The sequence below is a fragment of the Sphingomonadaceae bacterium OTU29LAMAA1 genome (assembly GCA_024072375.1).
Taxonomy (GTDB): domain Bacteria; phylum Pseudomonadota; class Alphaproteobacteria; order Sphingomonadales; family Sphingomonadaceae; genus Sphingomonas.
In genome coordinates, this window is sequence record CP099617.1 from 2,094,249 (window position 1) to 2,111,160 (window position 16,912).

The 16,912-nt window shown below is 67.4% G+C and carries 15 protein-coding genes; 8 read left to right on the forward strand and 7 right to left on the reverse strand.

What is annotated here, in order from left to right; all coding sequences use genetic code 11:
• The first annotated feature begins 7 nt into the window (after positions 1-7).
• From NF699_10180 to NF699_10195, 4 genes are all read left to right on the forward strand, one after another.
• Positions 8-1,213: a polymorphic toxin type 46 domain-containing protein gene (locus tag NF699_10180; protein USU03460.1), complete on the forward strand. Its 1,206-nt coding sequence runs from the start codon at positions 8-10 to the stop codon at positions 1,211-1,213.
• Between the two features lie 7 nt (positions 1,214-1,220).
• A complete protein-coding gene (locus NF699_10185) occupies positions 1,221-1,490 on the forward strand; it encodes an immunity protein Tsi6 family protein (GenBank protein USU03461.1) in 270 nt (89 codons plus the stop codon).
• A gap of 166 nt (positions 1,491-1,656) precedes the next feature.
• On the forward strand, positions 1,657-1,893 hold the full coding sequence (locus NF699_10190) for a DUF3253 domain-containing protein (protein ID USU07048.1): 237 nt from the start codon (positions 1,657-1,659) through the stop codon (positions 1,891-1,893).
• A gap of 47 nt (positions 1,894-1,940) precedes the next feature.
• The gene (locus NF699_10195; protein USU03462.1) at positions 1,941-2,195 is read left to right on the forward strand and encodes a hypothetical protein; all 255 of its coding nucleotides are present in this window, start codon (positions 1,941-1,943) and stop codon (positions 2,193-2,195) included.
• A gap of 38 nt (positions 2,196-2,233) precedes the next feature.
• Here NF699_10195 and NF699_10200 read toward each other — a convergent pair whose 3' ends face one another.
• Positions 2,234-3,817, reverse strand: coding sequence for a Na+/H+ antiporter (locus tag NF699_10200; GenBank protein ID USU03463.1), 1,584 nt, complete (start codon positions 3,815-3,817; stop codon positions 2,234-2,236).
• Between the two features lie 154 nt (positions 3,818-3,971).
• Positions 3,972-4,850 carry an SDR family NAD(P)-dependent oxidoreductase gene (locus NF699_10205; protein USU03464.1) on the reverse strand — a complete coding sequence of 293 codons (879 nt, stop codon included), beginning with the start codon at positions 4,848-4,850 and terminating at the stop codon, positions 3,972-3,974.
• 136 nt (positions 4,851-4,986) lie between these two features.
• Here NF699_10205 and NF699_10210 point away from each other — a divergent pair, with 136 nt between their 5' ends.
• Both NF699_10210 and NF699_10215 read left to right on the forward strand, forming a co-directional pair.
• Positions 4,987-6,300 carry an MFS transporter gene (locus tag NF699_10210; protein USU03465.1) on the forward strand — a complete coding sequence of 438 codons (1,314 nt, stop codon included), beginning with the start codon at positions 4,987-4,989 and terminating at the stop codon, positions 6,298-6,300.
• The gene (locus NF699_10215; GenBank protein ID USU03466.1) at positions 6,297-7,916 is read left to right on the forward strand and encodes a carboxylesterase family protein; all 1,620 of its coding nucleotides are present in this window, start codon (positions 6,297-6,299) and stop codon (positions 7,914-7,916) included. Before NF699_10210 ends, NF699_10215 begins: the two co-directional genes overlap by 4 nt.
• A 172-nt stretch (positions 7,917-8,088) precedes the next feature.
• On the opposite strand, the gene NF699_10220 is transcribed toward NF699_10215, so the two are convergent.
• From NF699_10220 to NF699_10230, 3 genes are all read right to left on the reverse strand, one after another.
• The gene (locus NF699_10220; GenBank protein ID USU03467.1) at positions 8,089-8,778 is read right to left on the reverse strand and encodes a TetR family transcriptional regulator; all 690 of its coding nucleotides are present in this window, start codon (positions 8,776-8,778) and stop codon (positions 8,089-8,091) included.
• 19 nt (positions 8,779-8,797) lie between these two features.
• Positions 8,798-10,387 (reverse strand): AMP-binding protein, encoded by a 1,590-nt coding sequence (locus tag NF699_10225; protein ID USU03468.1) that lies wholly within the window; start codon positions 10,385-10,387, stop codon positions 8,798-8,800.
• A 76-nt stretch (positions 10,388-10,463) separates the two neighbouring features.
• On the reverse strand, positions 10,464-12,734 hold the full coding sequence (locus NF699_10230; GenBank protein USU03469.1) for a TonB-dependent receptor plug domain-containing protein: 2,271 nt from the start codon (positions 12,732-12,734) through the stop codon (positions 10,464-10,466).
• 317 nt (positions 12,735-13,051) lie between these two features.
• On the opposite strand from NF699_10230, the gene NF699_10235 reads away from it, so the two are divergent.
• Entirely contained in the window at positions 13,052-13,888 is an 837-nt protein-coding gene (locus tag NF699_10235; GenBank protein ID USU03470.1) for an alpha/beta hydrolase, read from the forward strand.
• Between the two features lie 170 nt (positions 13,889-14,058).
• On the opposite strand, the gene NF699_10240 is transcribed toward NF699_10235, so the two are convergent.
• Together NF699_10240 and NF699_10245 are read right to left on the reverse strand one after the other, a co-directional pair.
• A complete protein-coding gene (locus NF699_10240) occupies positions 14,059-14,358 on the reverse strand; it encodes a UBP-type zinc finger domain-containing protein (GenBank protein USU03471.1) in 300 nt (99 codons plus the stop codon).
• The gene (locus NF699_10245) at positions 14,355-16,004 is read right to left on the reverse strand and encodes an FAD-dependent oxidoreductase (protein USU03472.1); all 1,650 of its coding nucleotides are present in this window, start codon (positions 16,002-16,004) and stop codon (positions 14,355-14,357) included. The genes NF699_10240 and NF699_10245 overlap by 4 nt, the downstream gene beginning before the upstream one ends.
• 233 nt (positions 16,005-16,237) lie before the next feature.
• Between NF699_10245 and NF699_10250 the strand changes: the two genes are divergently transcribed.
• Positions 16,238-16,834: a sensor histidine kinase gene (locus NF699_10250; protein USU03473.1), complete on the forward strand. Its 597-nt coding sequence runs from the start codon at positions 16,238-16,240 to the stop codon at positions 16,832-16,834.
• The last annotated feature ends 78 nt before the right edge of the window (positions 16,835-16,912 follow it).

Here is a 16,912-nt window from a genome sequence, read left to right on the forward strand (position 1 = left end):
GCCCGGCGTGACCGATCTGCCCGCCGCGCGCGTCGGAGACGCCATCGCGCACAGCAACGCCGGGACCGGCATGCTGCTCGGCGTGCTTGCGGGCGTGGCGGTCGGTGCGGTGCTGGTCGCCGCGACCGTTGCGACGGGCGGGCTGGCGCTGGTCGCCGCCGCCGGTGCCGCGGCGGGCGCGGTATCGGCGGGCGGGCTCGGCGGCATGTACATCGGCGAGGCGTCGATGGGGCCGGCGTGCGGCACATTCGTCACCGGATCGCCCAACGTCTTCGTCAATTCGAAGCCCGCGACCTTCACCGCGGGATCGTTCGCCTCGTGCAGCAAGGACAGCGGCCCGATCCCCCTTGCCACCGGATCGGCATCGGTCATCATCAATTCCGGATATGCCGGTCGCCGGGACGAGACGCTGGGATGCAGCGCGAAATCGGTGCCGATGGTGTCGCCCAACGTCTTCATCGGCGGACCGAGCGCGCAGGACCCGCGCGTCTTCATTCAGCCGGAAGTGCCCGGCTGGGCCGTGACGGCGTTGCAGGTGCTGGGCGTCGCCGGCGCGATCGCCGCCCTGCCCTTCGCGATCGCCACCGTCGGGGTGGCGGCGACGATCGGCGGCGGGCTGCTCGGCTTCGCCGGCGCGCTGGGCGGTGGCGCCGGCGGCCGTGCGCTCGGCGAGGCGCTGGGGCTATCCGAAGCGGGCACGCGCGCGCTGGAAACGGCGGGCGGGTTCCTCGGCGGCATGGTGGGCGGCGCGGCGGGGGTGCGTGGCGGTCAGGCAGCGTCCGCCCGATATCAGGCGGCGGTCGTGGCATCGCGCCGGGCGACGGCACAGTCGTTCTACGCCGAGCAAAACTGGCCCCAGGCACGGATCGACTCGCATCTCAAAGGTATCGACTTCTCGAAACCCGTTCGTGTCGGCTCCATCCCCGCGAATTCGACCATGGGACAATGGCAGGTTCCCAATGGCCCCAAGGGTAATTATTTCGCTCCCGTCAGCGAAACGCCCGGACGATTGGGTATATCACCGGTAGGGCATGATCCCGCCGTCGGTGCCGTATCGAAGGTGCAGACGACCTATACCAACCCTGGTCCCGTTCGCGCCCTGCAGTCGCACGCCGCGAATATCGACGACAACTGGTCCAGTCCCTATGCCACCGCAGTCACTCCGGGCGGCGGCACGCAATACTTCGTTCCGGACCCAGGTTCCTTTCATTGAGGCCATGATGGATAGCTCGTTCGACGCCGCGGTTCAGATTACAGACAATCGTCTGCAAAGTTTTCCCGACAGCCATTTATTCTTGTACGCCCAAAAGGAGCTGAACAGGATCAACTCGTTCTGGGATGATCACAAATATTTCGACATGCCATTTTACGACAGCATAAACATCGGCGTCATGTGCGCGCGCGAGCTGGAAGCGGTAGATCCGAAATATTGCGATATCATCTATAACGCCCTCGAGGATATACGGCTGAAGGCATCCCGGCACGCATAGCGTCGTCCTGACAAGGTGATGCGACAGCTGTCTTCGGGACATCATACAGTCGCTCGTTCGTGATCCCGACACGATCGATCGAACCCCGTCACGCAGACCGCCGGAACAGCGCAGCCAGCGCCTTCCGCGGGTTGACCGGATGAGCAGCGAGGTCGACGCAGGGCGAATGGACGATCCGAGGGCCGTGACACTGTCTTTGCTCGCGTGCCGCGCATCGGGTGCGACGATCTGCCCGAGCGAGGTGGCGCGCGTGATCGCGCCGGACTGGCGCGGCGCGATGCCCGCAGTCCACGCCGCGATCGACGCGCTGGTTGGCGAAGGGCTGGTGCGGCTGAGCTGGAAAGGACGATCGCTGGCGACACGATCGGGACCCTACCGGATCGGCCGTCGCCACGAGGATTGACGCCAGGCCCTCTCCCACGGCCCCCGCCACTGCGCTATCGCATGGCGATGGCGAGGAAGAAGCGCTACCTGACCGCGACGATGGCCGATGGCTATGTGAAGACGATCGGCCCCACCGCGGCGCCGTTCACGCATTATTGGCGCATCGTCGCGCATCTTCACGACGGTAAAACCGAAGTATTCTGGGGCCATGCCACGTCCGTGAAGGATGCTGTCGGCAAGGAGGCACTGACGGCACAGGCGGCGAAACGCCACGGGTGGAAGCGCTTCGATTTCGAAGTCGTCGGGCTTACCGAACATTGACCTCTTGCACGCCACGGGCAGGTTGAAACAGCCGTTCGCTATCCCTTGGCTGCCGCGGCTGCGAGCTCCTCCAAGTCGAGGTCGTGTTCGAGGTCGTGCAGCGTCTCGTCATCGATACAGCCGGTGCGATGCAGGCGGACGAGCTCGGCACGACCGGCGGCGACCGCGTCGATGATGACGTTGAAATGGCTGGCTATCGCCGCGTGGCGCTCCTCCGCGGTGCCGTCGAACGCATCCGCTGCCGTTGCGCGGGTCCGGTAACGTCGCAACAGCTGCGGGTGGATGACGGTGCCATCGGCCGCCACCGCCTCTCGCTCCACGACGGCGAGCTGCGCGCGGAACAGCATCGTCTCGGCGGCGTGCAGGTCGAGCGGCGGTCGCGTGCTGTCATCTTCGGGCGGCTTCAGCCAGCGGATGACCCAGCCGAGCGAGGTGCCCTGCACCAGCACGGTGACGAGGATCACGACGAAGGCGGTGACGAGCATCAGGTCTCGCGCCGGCATCGTCTCGGGCAGCGAGAGCGCGACCGCCAGCGTCACGACGCCGCGCATCCCGGCCCAGCTCATCACCACCGCCGCCCGCGGTCCAAGCGGTTGCTGTCGCGTCCAGCCGATGCGACGAACCGCGGCGACACCGGCATCGACGCCGAAGATCCAGAGGAATCGCGCGACGACGACCGCCATGACGATGAGCAGCACGGGCTGCGCCATCGTGTCCACCACCATGCCGAGCCCGCCGACCCGGTCCAGCAGGCCGCGTAACGACAGGCCGATCAGCAGGAAGACGGCGGCTTCGAGCAGGAACACCAACACCTGCCAGAACGCCAGCGCGCGGATGCGTACGCGCGCGTTGAAGACGACGTGCTGATACCAGCCGCAGGTCAGGCCCGCCGTGACGACCGCGATGACGCCGGAAACGTGCAGCAGCTCGCCCGCGATATAGGCGCTCCAGCAGACCAGCACGGTCGCCGCGATCATCAGCGTATCGTCGCCGAGCCGACGAAGCAGGACCACCCACAACCCGCCGATGGCCGCTCCCACCGCAATACCGCCTGCCACCAGCAGGAAGAAGGTTCCCGTCGCCGCACCCAGATGGAAGCTGCCGGTCAGCACCGCCGCCACCGCAAAGCGGAACAGGACCAGCCCGGCGGCGTCGTTCAACAGGCTTTCACCTTCGAGCAGCGTGGTCAGCCGACGCGGCAGCCTGACCCGCTGCAACACGGCGCGCGCCGATACGGCGTCGGGCGGCGACAGGATTGCACCGAGCGCGACGCAGGCAGCCCAGGGCAATTGGGGCATCAGCAGCCTGGTCACGATCGCCACGACCGCCGTGGTGAAGAAGACCGCGCCGACCGCCAGCGACAGAATGCCGGCCATGTGGCGGCGGAACGGCGCGATGGCGGTGAACCACGCGCCGTCCATCAACAGAGGCGGGAGAAAAAGGACGAGGACCAGTTCCGGATCGATCGCGATACCCTGCACGCCCGGTACGAAGGCCACCGCGCACCCGCCGACGATCAGCGCGGCTGCGGGCGGCAGCGACAGGCGACGGGCCAGATAATGGAGCCCCAGCACCACCAGGAACATGCCGATGATCAGCTCGAAATTTGCTGCTGGATGCACGAAGCCGCCCTTTTCCCGCTCGTCCGACGTGCTGTGCAATCCGTCACCGACATCGTCAACGGAAGGGCCGAGCAAACCGGACGGCCCGGCGCACGTTCCTGCTCCCGACGCCGGATGCCCGGTCATATCCGAAAAAGACCGTTCCTACCGCCGTTCAGGCATCCGCACGTGCTGCCGCAACCTCTCGTTCGGCCTGGACGAAGCCATAGCCCGGAACGATCTCGCCCGAACGATCGACGATCTCGGACCACCGCGAGACGACCTGCTCACCGGCATCGGCAGCATGACCGACGTAGCGACCGTGGGTCAGCGTCACGTTGGCCGTGGCCACATGGCCCGCACCGGCGCACACGACCATCCGCGTCGGCGCATCGTCCGCGACCAGCGCCAGCAGGGCGGGTGAGACGCGATCCGGCGCCAGCATGGTCAGGCTCTCCGCATCGAGGACGCCTTCGGTCATCTGCGTCGCGGCGGTGGGCGCGAGGCAATTGACGCGGATGTCGTATTTCTCGCCCTCGATGGCCAGCGTTTGCATCAGGCCGACCAGCGCCATCTTGGCCGCGCCGTAATTGGCCTGGCCGAAGTTGCCGTACAGGCCGGACGAGGAGGTCGTCATGACGATCCGGCCGAAGCGCTGCGCGCGCATCGCCTCCCACACCGCTTTGGTGCAGATCGCCGCGCCGATCAGGTGAATGTCGACGACGGTACGGAAGTCGGCGATCGTCATCTTGGCGAAGCTCTTGTCGCGCAGGATGCCGGCGTTGTTGACGAGGATATCGACGCGGTCCCAGGCGGCGAGTACGGCTTCGACCATCGCACCGACCGCCGCCTCGTCGGTCACCGATCCGGCGACGGCGGTCGCGGTGCCGCCGTGCGCCGTGATCTCATGAGCGACCCGCTCGGCGGCGTCCGCCGACACATCGTTCACCGCCACCCGCACGCCGCGACCCGCCAAATACAGCGCGTGCGCCCGCCCGAGTCCGCCGCCTGCCCCGGTGATGATCGCGGTCCTGCCTTCCAACGCCAATGTCACTCTCCTGCTTTCGTTGGCTCCCATCATACGGAGCCGGACGCCAAGCACAATATTCATTCATACGTGAGTGTGCATTGACACGCCCGGTGAGGTGCAGCATCCTCCGCGGATAAGCCACGACACAGTGGGAGAGGTGATGACGGTCCTGAGCAGCGTGGCGGCACCCGATCCGCTTGTCGACGCGTATCCTATGCGAAGGCGGTCGCGGCACCCCGGTATCGTGCTGGCGATGCTGACCTTTGTCTACGTCCTCAACTTCCTCGACCGGCAGCTGCTCGGCATCCTCGCCAAGCCGATCCAGGATTCGCTGCATATCACCGATGGCCAATTGGGGCTGATCGGCGGGCTGTATTTCGCGATGTTCTATTGCTTCATCGCAATTCCGGTCAGTTGGCTGGCGGACCGGACCAGCCGGGTCGGCGTGCTGACGCTCGCCTGCGCGATCTGGAGCGCGGCGACGATCGCCTGCGGCATGGCGCGCACCTATCCGCAACTGGTGGTCGCGCGCATGGTGGTCGGGTTCGGCGAGGCGGGCGGCGTGCCGCCGTCCTATGCGCTGATCACCGACACGTTCGCGCCGGGGCGGCGCGGCGTCGCGTTCGGCATCTACAATCTGGGGCCGCCGATCGGTGCGGCGCTGGGCATCGCGCTGGGCGCGACGATCGCGACATTGTTCGACTGGCGCGATGCGTTCGTTGCGATCGGGCTGGTCGGCATCGTCGCGGCGGTCGCGCTGCCGTTCGTGGTGCCGGAGCCGGCGCGCGGGGCGGCCGATCCGGGTGCCGCGACGCGTCTGGACAAGGCACCGTTCTGGGCGACGCTGCGCGCGTTCTTCGCCAATCCCGTCATGACGCTCGCCGCATTCGGCAGCGGTGCCACCCAATTCGTCACCTATGGCCTCGGCAATTTCGCGGTGCTGTTCCTGATCCGCGAAAAGGGCATGACCCTGCCCGAGATCGCGCTGTGGTATGCGCTGGCGATCGTGATCGGGATGGGCGGCGGCATGATCGCGTCGGGGCGGATCATCGACCGGTTCAGCCGCGGATCGCGCCGGGTGTTCGCGATCGCACCCGCGGTGTCGCTGGCGGTGTCGATGCCCTTCTACATCGCGTTCGTCTGGGCACCGACGTGGCCGCTGGCGCTGGCGCTGCTGACCGTCGTGATGTTCTTCAACTATTTCTACCTGTCGTGCTCGGTGACGCTGGTGCAGGAAGAGGCGGCGCCCAACCAGCGCGTGCTGGCGGGCGCGCTGCTGCTGCTGGTGATGAACTTCATCGGCCTGGGCCTCGGCCCGACATGGGTCGGCGCGGCCAGCGACCATTTCGCGGCGGGCGGCGCGACCAACCCGCTGCAACTGGCGCTCTACACCCTCACCCCTTTCTACGTCATCGCGATCGGCCTGTTCCTGTGGCTGGCGCGCACGCTGCACCGTCAGGAGTCCGGAATATGAAGATCATGCTGACCGCGCTGGCGCTGGCGAGCGCCGCGCCGGTGTTCGCGCAAGGACCGGTCGTCACCGCCCCCGCCGGCACCGTGAGCGGCACGACCGACGGAACGCTGCGGGTGTTCAAGGGCATCCCCTATGCCACGCCACCGGTCGGCGCGCTGCGCTGGAAAGCGCCGGTGCCGCAGCCGCGCTGGACCGGCACGCGCGCCGCGACCGGCTTCGGCCCGGCCTGCGTCCAGCCGCAGGCGCCCAATGCGACCGTCTATTCGGGCGTGCCGATGCCGGTGAGCGAGGATTGCCTGACGCTCAACGTCTGGGCTCCCGCCGATGCGAAGAACGCGCCGGTGATGGTGTGGATTCACGGCGGTGCGCTGAACACCGGATCGAGCCGCGAGCCGATGTACGATGGCCGCAAGCTCGCCGAGCGCGGCATCATCGTCGTGTCGATCAACTATCGGCTGGGCGTGCTCGGCTGGCTGGCGCATCCATGGTTGAGCGGCGAGGCGCGCGGGGTGTCGGGCAATTACGGGCTGCTCGACCAGATCGCGGCGCTGCAATGGGTGCGCACCAACATTGCGGCGTTCGGCGGCGATGCGCGCAACGTCACGATCGCGGGCGAATCCGCGGGCGGGTTGAGTGCGCTGTACCTGATGACGTCGCCGGCGGCGCGGGGGCTGTTCGCCAGGGCAATCGCGCAGAGTTCGTACATGATCTCGATGCCAGAACTCAGGAAGCCGGTGTTCGGCATGCCGGCATGGGAGGCGGGAGGCGCGCTGCTGACCGGCGCGCTGAAGACGCCGGACCTTGCCAGTTTGCGGGCGCTGGATGCGCAGACGCTGACCGATATGGCGGCGAAGCTCGGGTTCGCGCCGTTCGGTGTGGTCGATGGCGCGGTGCTGCCGCAGCAGATGGTCGACGCCTTCGATCGGGGGAAGCAGGCGGCGGTGCCGGTCCTCGCCGGCTTCAATCAGGGCGAGATACGGTCGCTGCGCATGCTGGCGCCGAAGCCGCCGGCGGATGCTGCGGCGTATGAGGCGGCGATCCGGGCGAAATACGGCGATCTGTCCGATGCGTTTTTGCGCCAGTATCCGGCGGCGGGTTATGGGGAGAGCATCCTCGCCGCGACCCGCGACGCGCTGTATGGATGGACGGCGGAGCGGCTGGTCCGCAAGCAGGCGGCGCTCGGCAAGCCCGCCTATCTCTACATGTTCGATCACGGTTACCCGGCGATGGATCAGGCGGACCTGCACGCCTTTCACGCCAGCGAACTGCCCTATGTGTTCGGTACGTTGACCGCGACGCCGCCGCGCTGGCCGAAGATCCCGGCGGCGGCGAGCGAGCAGGCGTTGTCGGAGGCGATGCTGGATTACTGGGCGAGCTTCGTGCGCGACGGGCGGCCGGTCGCGAAGGGCGCGGCGCCGTGGGCGGCCTATGATGCGAAGCGCGGCTACATGCATTTCGCGGCGATGCCGGCCGCGAAGCGCGACCTGTTGCCGGGCATGTTCGCGCTCAACGAGCGGGTGATGTGCCGGCGGTGGACGACGGGGACGATCGGGTGGAACTGGAACGTCGGGCTCGCCGCACCGGCGATGCCGCCGGCTGTTGCGGGATGCGAGTAAGGGGGCTTCGTCGCTCCGGCTTCGTTCCGGGGGCCACCATGCGGCACGGGAAAGGCTGGAGCCGCAAGCCCTTCCCCTCGCCGCAGAGTGGACCCCGGAACGAGTCCGGGGTGACGCGGGGCATTTGGCGGGGTTTGGCGGGGCCTTGCCGGTTTTCGCCCGACAGGGGACTTTACCCCTGCCGCGTCTCGCAGGTCGCGATGATGCCCGCCGCCATGAAGCGCGCCATCCGCGCCTTGATCGCGGCGAAATCGTCCGACCGGCACAGGCCGCCCGACAGTTTGTCGATCCGCCCGGTCCGGCCCAGCGACAGCATCAGGCCGCCGGTTACGAAGTGATAGCCCCAGAACAGATCCTCCTCCGCGCACCCCGGAAGCGCCTGCTTGAGGATCTGGATCAGCCGCAGCACGACCGCATCGAAATGCGTGTCCATCAGGTCCGCACCCCATTCGGCGGTGTTGCTCATCTGCGCGCCGAGCATGCCGAAATTGCGCCAGCCGATATCGCCGTTGCCGTACAGGTCGAGGTCGGCGTCGAGATAGGCGTGCAGCGCGCCCTCGACCGTGGGCTTGCCCGCCGCCTCGCGTTCGTAGGCGTCGAGCGTCGCGAGGCGGCGTTCGATCGTCACCGGCGCACGGCGGGCGATGACCGCGTCGAACAGCTCCTTCTTGTCCTTGAAATAATAATGCAGCAGCGACTGGTGGACGCCGACCTGCTGCGCGACCTCCTTCAGTGTCACGCCGTACAGGCCGCGTTGGGCGAACAGCGCCTCCGCCGCGTCGAAGATCTGCTCCATCGTCGCCGCGCGCTGGTCGGCCTTTTTCGTTGGGCGGCGTGTGGGGCGGGTGGTTGCTTCCGTCATGTCGATCCCACCCATGGCCTCAGCCATGCTCGGCCCGCAAGCGCATCTTGTCGATCTTGCCGGTCAACGCCAGCGGCATCGTCGGTACGCGCACGATCGCGTCGGGCAGCCACCAGCTGGCGATCCTGCCGCGGAGCGCGTCGAGCAACGTCTCGTCGGACAGTCCCGCGCCCTGCCGCTCCTCGACGACCAGCACCGGGCGTTCGCCCCAGCGCGGGTGCGCGCGGCCGACGACGGCAACCAGCGCGATCTCCGGCAGCGCGCCGACGATCGCCTCGATCTCGCCGGGGTTGATCCATTCGCCGCCCGATTTGATCAGGTCCTTCGAACGGCCCGTGATCGACAGGTTGCCCGCCGCATCGATCCGCGCGAGGTCGCCGGTGTCGAACCAGCCCTCGGCGTCGGTCGCCGGCTCGTCCTGCCCGAAATAGCGTTCGACCGCGCTCGCGCCCTTCACCCACAACCGCCCCTCGCCCGCGCGCTGGTCGGGCAGCGGCACGCCCGCGGCGTCGGTGAGGCGGAGGTCGACGCCCATCGGCGGGCGGCCGGATTTGGCCGAGACGCGGACGCTGGCGTTGGACGGTGTCACCGTGCCGACCGGCGAGAGTTCGGTCATGCCCCAGCTGGTCTGGATGGTGACGCCCAGCCGCGCCTCCAGTCGGTCCATCAGCGCTTGCGGCACCGACGATCCGCCGAGCAGGACACGTTGAAGCGACGGCACCTCGCCGCCGGTCTGCTCCAGATGATCGACCAGCCCGAGCCACACGGTGGCGACGCCGGCGGCGACGGTCACGCGCTCGTCGTTGATCAGCCGGGCGAGGCTGGCGCCGTCCTGGTTGCGGCCGGGCAGGACCAGCTTGGCGCCCGCCGCCGGACCGGCGAAGGCGAAGCCCCAGCCGTTGGCGTGGAACATCGGCACCGCGACCAGCACCGCGTCGCGGGCGGTGATGCCGACGACATCGGCGGCGAGCAGGTGCGTGGTGTGCAGGTAGTTGGACCGGTGCGTGTAGGTCACGCCCTTCGGCGCGCCGGTGGTGCCGGAGGTGAAGCACAGGCCGGCGGGCGCGTTCTCGTCGAACCCGCCCCAGGGCATCGCCGCGCCGTGCTGGCCGAGCAGGTCTTCCATCCGCCAGATGCGCACGCGCTCCGACGCGGGCGCGGGTTGTGCCGCGCCGGGCTCGTCGAACAGCAGGACGTGCTCGATCCCCGGACAGCGCTCCAGCAAATCCTCGACCAGCGACGCGAGGCCCGGACTGACCGCCAGCACGCGATTGCCCGCCTGATGGATCATCGCGGCGAGATGCGCGGGCGCAAGGCGCGGGTTGAGCGTGTGGCAGACGATCCCCGTTCCCATCGCGCCATACCAGCATTCCATATGCGCCTGGCTGTTCCACGCCAGCGTGGCGAGATTGTCGCCGGCCTTCAGCCCCAGCGCGGCGAAGGCTCCCGACAGGCGGTTGGCCCGTTCACGCAAGGCGGCATAGCCGATCCGTTCGCTGCCGCCATCTCCACCACCGGTCACGACCTCGGTCGCGCCATGCCATCTGGCGGCATGGTCGATGAACTTGTCGAGCGTCAGCGCATAGGGCTGCATCGATCCGGGAGTCATGACGGGTCTTTCGAGGAGGGACCGGGGCAGCATCGGACTGGCGGACGCGGCCGATGAGGGCCGCGCCCGCCCGGCATCAGAACTTCGTGCTGACTCGCACACCATATTGGCGGGGCGCCGCCGCCAGACGGCGGATGCCATTGAGTGCGCCGATATAATGCTGGTCGGTCAGGTTGGTGCTGAAGCCGGCGAGCGACCATGTGCCGTTGTCGAGCGTCAGCTGCGCGTTCACGATATTGCGCGCCTTGAGGAAGTCGCCGAGCTGCGGCGTCTGGAACAGCGTGCCCCACACCGAGCCAATATGCGCGTAGTCGAGGCGCGGGGTCAGCGTGAAGCCGTCGGCGAGCGGGATGGCATATTGCGCACCGGCGCTGAGCGTGAACGTCGGCGCATAGGGCTGGCGACGCCCGCCGAGGTTGATGCAGCCCGATGCCGACGCGGGGCCGGTGACGGGATCGCAGGTGCCCGTCGTGCCCTTGCGCGGATCGCGGGCGAAGAACTCGCCGAGCTCGGACTTGGAGATCGAGGTCGAAAAGTCGAACAGGAACTGTCCGAACGAGCCTTGCGCCGATGCCTCGAAGCCATACAGCTTGGTGGTGTTCGGCACGTTGAAGATCGACGTGAAGTTCGGCGTCGCCGGATCGACGATCAGCACCTGGAACTTGCGATAGCTGTTGTAATAGCCGCCGACCTGCGTGCGCAGGTGGCCGTCGAGCATCGTCCCCTTCCAGCCCAGTTCGTAATCGGTAACCTTTTCCGGCACGAAGCCGCGCGGCGTGGTGCCGAACAAGTTTGCGCCGTTGAGGCCGCCGGCCTTGGTCCCCGTTGCGACGAAGGCATAGAGGAAGTTGTTGGCGTCGACGGTCCAGTTCAACGCCAGCTTGGCATCGACGTTCTTGTCGGCGTTGAAATCATGCTGGACCAGCACCGTCTTGAACGTCGGCAGCGCGCCGAGGAACAGCTCGATCGGGTAATTGACGTCGTTGCGCGAGGTGGTACGCGACCAGCGCCCGCCGAGCGTCACCTGCAATGCGTCGGTCAGCTTGTAGCCGATCTGACCGAAGGCGGCGGTGGCGGTATGCGGGTTGGTCCCCTCGATCCGCAGCGAGCGGACGGCGCCGGTCGCCGCGAGCGAGACATAGCCGTTGCCGACCGGGAATTCGTATTTGTCGAACTGGTAGAAGCCGCCGATCAGCCAGGTGAACCGCCCGGTGTCGGGGGAGATGATGTTCACCTCCTGCGACCAGACATGCTCGTTGGCGAAATCCTGAAAGGTGTTGCTGGCGGCGGCGGTGCCGTCGGCGTCGATCGTCTCCTGCAACGTGCCCTTCTGGAAGGCGCTGATCGACCGGATCATCAGCCCGCTGTCGAAGGTGTAGCTGAGGTTGGCGGAAATCCGGCCGAACTCGTCCTGCCCCGACAGGAAGGTGTTGCTGGACACGGTGAACGGATCGCTGGTGTTGAGGATCGGCGCGGCGGCGCTGCCGAAATAGGCCGGGCTGTTCGGATAGCCGCCGACGTCGATCTTGTTGTAATCGCCCTTGACCAGCAGGCGCAGGTGGCTGTCGGGCTGCCACAACAGGCTGGCGCGGCCGCTGATCGAATTGAGATTGCCGGGGTTGCCCGTCCACGGCCCAGTGACGGTGAAGAAGGTGTCGCGCTTCTCCAGGTTGGTGGCGAGGCGGATCGCCAGCGTGTCGCTCAGCGGCAGGTTGATCGCGCCCTGCGCCTTCACCTGGTTGTAATTGCCGTATTGCGCGGTGGCGAAGCCCTTCACCTTGTCCAGCGTCGGGTTGGTCTCGGTGATGAACACCGCACCACCGGTCGCGTTGCCGCCGGCGAACGTCCCCTGCGGCCCGCGCAGGACCTCGACCGACTGGATGTCGTAATAGGGCTCGCTCTGGAAATAGCCGGGGAATACCGGCACGCCGTCGCGATAGGTGACGACGCCGACGCCGACCGAGCTGCTGATCTCGGACTTGCCGATGCCGCGGATGTTGAAGCTGTTCGCCTGGCCCGAGGTGTTGACGGTGAGCGACGGCGTCGAGAACTGGAGCTGTTCGACGGTGTTGACGCTCTTGCGGATCAAATCCTCGCCGGTCAGCACCGATGCCGCGACGCCGGTGCGCTGCAGGCTGGTCGATCGGCGTTCGGCGGTGATGACGATGTCCGCACCCCGATCGGCGTCGCCCGGGACGGCAGCGGGATCGGTCGCGTCGACCGGGTTCTGCGACGACTGCGGTGCCTTCTGGGCGGCGGTGGCGGGGGCTTCGGCGGGGCCGACCTGGGCATGGGCGGCCGTGGTCATCATGGCGATCACCGACGCCGACAGCAGGAACGTGCGCATCAATCATCCTCTCTGAATGTCGCGCTCTGTGGCGCGTCAATCATCAGATTGGCATCGGTTCGACGCCGCTGTCAACTTTCATTCAATCGCTAGTGAGGGTTTCTTCGATACCACGTCGGTATCGGTAGCCGGGGTTACCTGCCGCGACGGAGAGAATTATGACCTAGGCAATCTGCACCGGCTCAAGATCGCGGAGGTCGGGCATCGCCTGGCGACAGCACGGCACCCAAACGTCCGTATGATAGCGGCGACGCAGTGGATGCACGACATGTGACGGGTCGGACGGCGATCTCCCGTCCGCCCGGATGGAGGACAGCATGGCTTACGTAACGACCGCAGACGGCGTCGAAATCTTCTACAAGGATTGGGGACCGAAGGACGCGCAACCCATCGTCTTCCATCACGGTTGGCCGCTGTCGTCCGACGACTGGGACGCCCAGATGCTGTTCTTCCTCGCCAACGGCTATCGCGTCGTCGCGCACGATCGCCGCGGTCATGGCCGCTCGACGCAGGTCGGCACCGGCCACGACATGGATCATTATGCCGCCGACGCATCGGCCGTGGCGGAGTATCTCGACCTCCGGAACGCGGTCCACATCGGCCATTCCACGGGCGGCGGCGAAGTGGCCCGGTACGTGGCGAAGTTCGGCCAGCCGCAGGGCCGGGTCGCCAAGGCGGTACTGGTCAGTGCCGTGCCGCCGCTGATGGTGAAGAGCGAGGCAAATCCGGACGGTACGCCGATCGCCGTGTTCGACGGCTTCCGGCAGGCGTTGGCCGCCAATCGCGCCCAATTCTTCCTCGATGTGGCGTCCGGCCCCTTCTACGGCTTCAACCGCGACGGTGCGACGGTGTCCGACGGCGTCGTCCGCAACTGGTGGCGTCAGGGCATGATGGGTGGCGCCAATGCACATTACGAGGGCATCAAGGCGTTTTCGGAAACCGACCAGACCGAGGATCTGAAGGCGATCACCGTGCCAACGCTGGTCCTGCAGGGCGATGACGACCAGATCGTCCCCTACAAGGATGCCTCGCTGGTTCAGGCGAAGCTGCTGCCGCATGCGACGCTGAAAGTATATGAAGGCTTCCCGCACGGCATGCTGACCGCCCATGCGGACGTCATCAATCCGGATCTGCTGGCGTTCGTACGCGGCTGATCGTCGCATCAGCCTGATCCGGGGGGCGGACGGGTTCCGCCCCCCTTGTCGTTGCGCCGTGATCCGCAGCCTGAGGCGCTGTCGTCGACACCCACTCGTGATTGCGTTGGCAGGACATCGACAGCCCCGGTCCGCACGAACGGTGCGGACCGGGGCATCGTCGTCACGCTTCAATAGAACCGCGGGATCGGCCCGATCTGCGGCGTCTGGTCCGGCAGGTCGACCTCGATGTCATCGACGTAGCACCATCCCCAGCCTTCGGGCGGGTCGTAGCCCTCGATGATCGGGTGCCGGGTCGCATGGAAATGGGCACGGGCATGGCGATGCGGCGACTGGTCGCAGCAGCCGACGTGACCGCATTCGCGACATAACCGCAGATGCACCCATTCGCTGCCGATTTTCAGGCATTCCTCGCAGCCTCGGGCGCTCGGCGTCACTTCGTGGATGGTGGCCATGTGGGTACAGGTCATCGGGGCGTCTCCTCGCTGGATTGTGCGGCGAACATACTGTGGATCTGGGCGACGACCGCGGCACCTTCGCCGACGGCGGCGGCCACGCGTTTGGTCGAGCCGGCGCGGACATCGCCGATCGCGAACACGCCGGGGCGGCTCGTTTCGAGCGGCAGGGCGCTGCCGCCGGTCACGATGAAGCCTCTGGCGTCCGTCTCGACACACTCCCGGGCCCAGCCGGCATTCGGATCCGCGCCGATGAACAGGAACATGTGCCGCACCTCGCGTCGCGTCAGCGTGCCATCGCGGCGGTCGCGGAACGTCGCGGCGGTCAGGCCGGTCTCACGATCGCCTTCGAGGCCCGCGACCTCGCTGCCGATGTGCATCTCGACGTTCGGCAGCGCGGCGATGCGATCGATCAGATAGCGCGACATGGTGGCCGCGAGTTCGCGACGCACGACGAGGTGGAGCTTGCGGACCTGCGGCGCGAGGAAGACGACGGCCTGCCCGGCGGAATTGCCACCGCCGACCAGCACCACCTCCTCGCCGGCGCACAGCCGTGCCTCGATCGCCGACACCCAGTAGGAAATGCCCGCGCCTTCGAACGCGGCGAGGTTGGGCACGTCGGGCCGGCGGTATCGCGCGCCCGACGCGATGACCACGGCGCGCGCTTTCACGCGACGGTCGTCCGCACAGAGCAGGCTCAGGTCCGGCGCGTCGCAGTCCAGCCGTTCGACCCACACCGGGATCGCGACCTCCGCACCGAACTTCAACGCCTGATTGAACGCACGACCGGCGAGCGCCTGACCGGAGATGCCGGTAGGAAAGCCGAGGTAGTTCTCGATCCGCGCCGATGCGCCGGCCTGCCCGCCCATCGCCCTGGAATCGAGGACAATGACCGACAGCCCTTCCGATGCCGCGTAGACGGCGGTCGCCAGACCGGCCGGTCCGGCGCCGACGATCGCCACGTCGAACAGGCGATCCGGGTCGATATCGGGGACGATGCCCAGGCACGCGGCGAGTTCTTCGACGCCCGGTCGTTTCAGCACCGATCCCGTCGGGCAGACCACCAGCGGCAACTCCTCCGGCAGCACGCCGGTTCGGTCGACCAGCGCCCTCCCCTCCTCGTCCGACCGGACGTCGAGCACCAGATTGGGCAGGCCGCTGCGACCCAGAAAGTCCTGCAACCGCACCATGTCGGGGCTGCCGGGCGTACCGATCAGGATCGTGCCGGCACCGCCCTCTTCGATCAGACTGACGCGGCGCAGGATCAGCGCACGCATGACGATCTCGCCGACGTCCGCCGATCCGACCATCAGCGCGCGCAGGTGCGCGGGGTCGAGCGGCAGCGCTGTGCAACCGTCCGGCCCGGCCCTGCCGGCAGCGATCGACGGGCGCCCCGCCAATTGATTGACCTCACCCGAGAATTGGCCGGCATGGTGGACCGTGACCGTCGCCTCGCGACTCAAGCCATCGCGGCGGACAACTTCGATCGTGCCGCCGAGTACCAGCCAGGCCGGCGCGCCATGATCTCCGATCGCATAGACCGTCTCGCCCGGCGCGAAGTGTCTCTCGGGCCCACTGGCGAACCGGCGCGCCGTCTCGACCTGCGCCGACGTCAGGACGGGAAAGCGCTGGTGCTCACGCGTGTCGATCATGCTCTTCATCCTTCATGTCGGCCGTCGCCGCATCGTTCAGGGAGGAACCATCTTTCGTTTATCGACGCAGCGCCATCATACGCAGGTTTGGCCGGTCCACCTCGATACGTAAACCTGCGTATGATGGCGCGCACCGGCTGCCATCCGCCAGATGACCGCACCGATCACCGCTGGGGCTGGCTGAAATGTGCATGATGATCACGGATGTGTCACCCTCACCGGGCATTGTATCGCAGCGCAGGATGATACCCGACGCCGCGGACGAGGCGAACCACCGTATCGCCAACCAGCTCCAGCTCGTCGCGGCGCTGATCGCGGTCGAGGCGCGGGGTGCCTCGCGGGAGACGATTGCGGCGCTGGAGCGGACGCGCGAGCGCATCGTCGCGATCGGTGCCGTCCACCGCCATCTCCATACAAGCGACGATGGCGCGATCGATCTGGGCGACTATCTCGAGGAACTGGGCGAGCGGCTGTCGCGCAGCTGCGGTCCGGGGCGGCCGGTGACCGTCGATGCCGAGACGGTTCCGGTCACCAGTGCCACTGCGACCATGGTCGGCGTGCTCGCGACCGAACTGGTGACGAACGCCTGCAAGCACGCGTACCGCGCCGGTGAGCCGGGCGGAATCCTGATGACCCTGCATCGTCGTGCGGATGGCCGCTATCGGTTCGCGGTAGAGGATCGGGGGCGTGCGTCCGCCACACCCAGCGCCGGGACGGGCCTCGGCAACCGCCTGATCCATGCCACGGCCGCGAAGCTTGGCGCGACGGTGGCGTGGGAGGACGCGGACCCGGGAACGCGATTCCTGATGGATGTGCGGTTTCGACCGGACGAGGAATAGAGTGGAGTTGCAGTTCCTTGTGCGATCGGCCAGCCTCGTAGCGGGGTGGCGATCCTTCCGATCGCTCCGGGAGGCGGC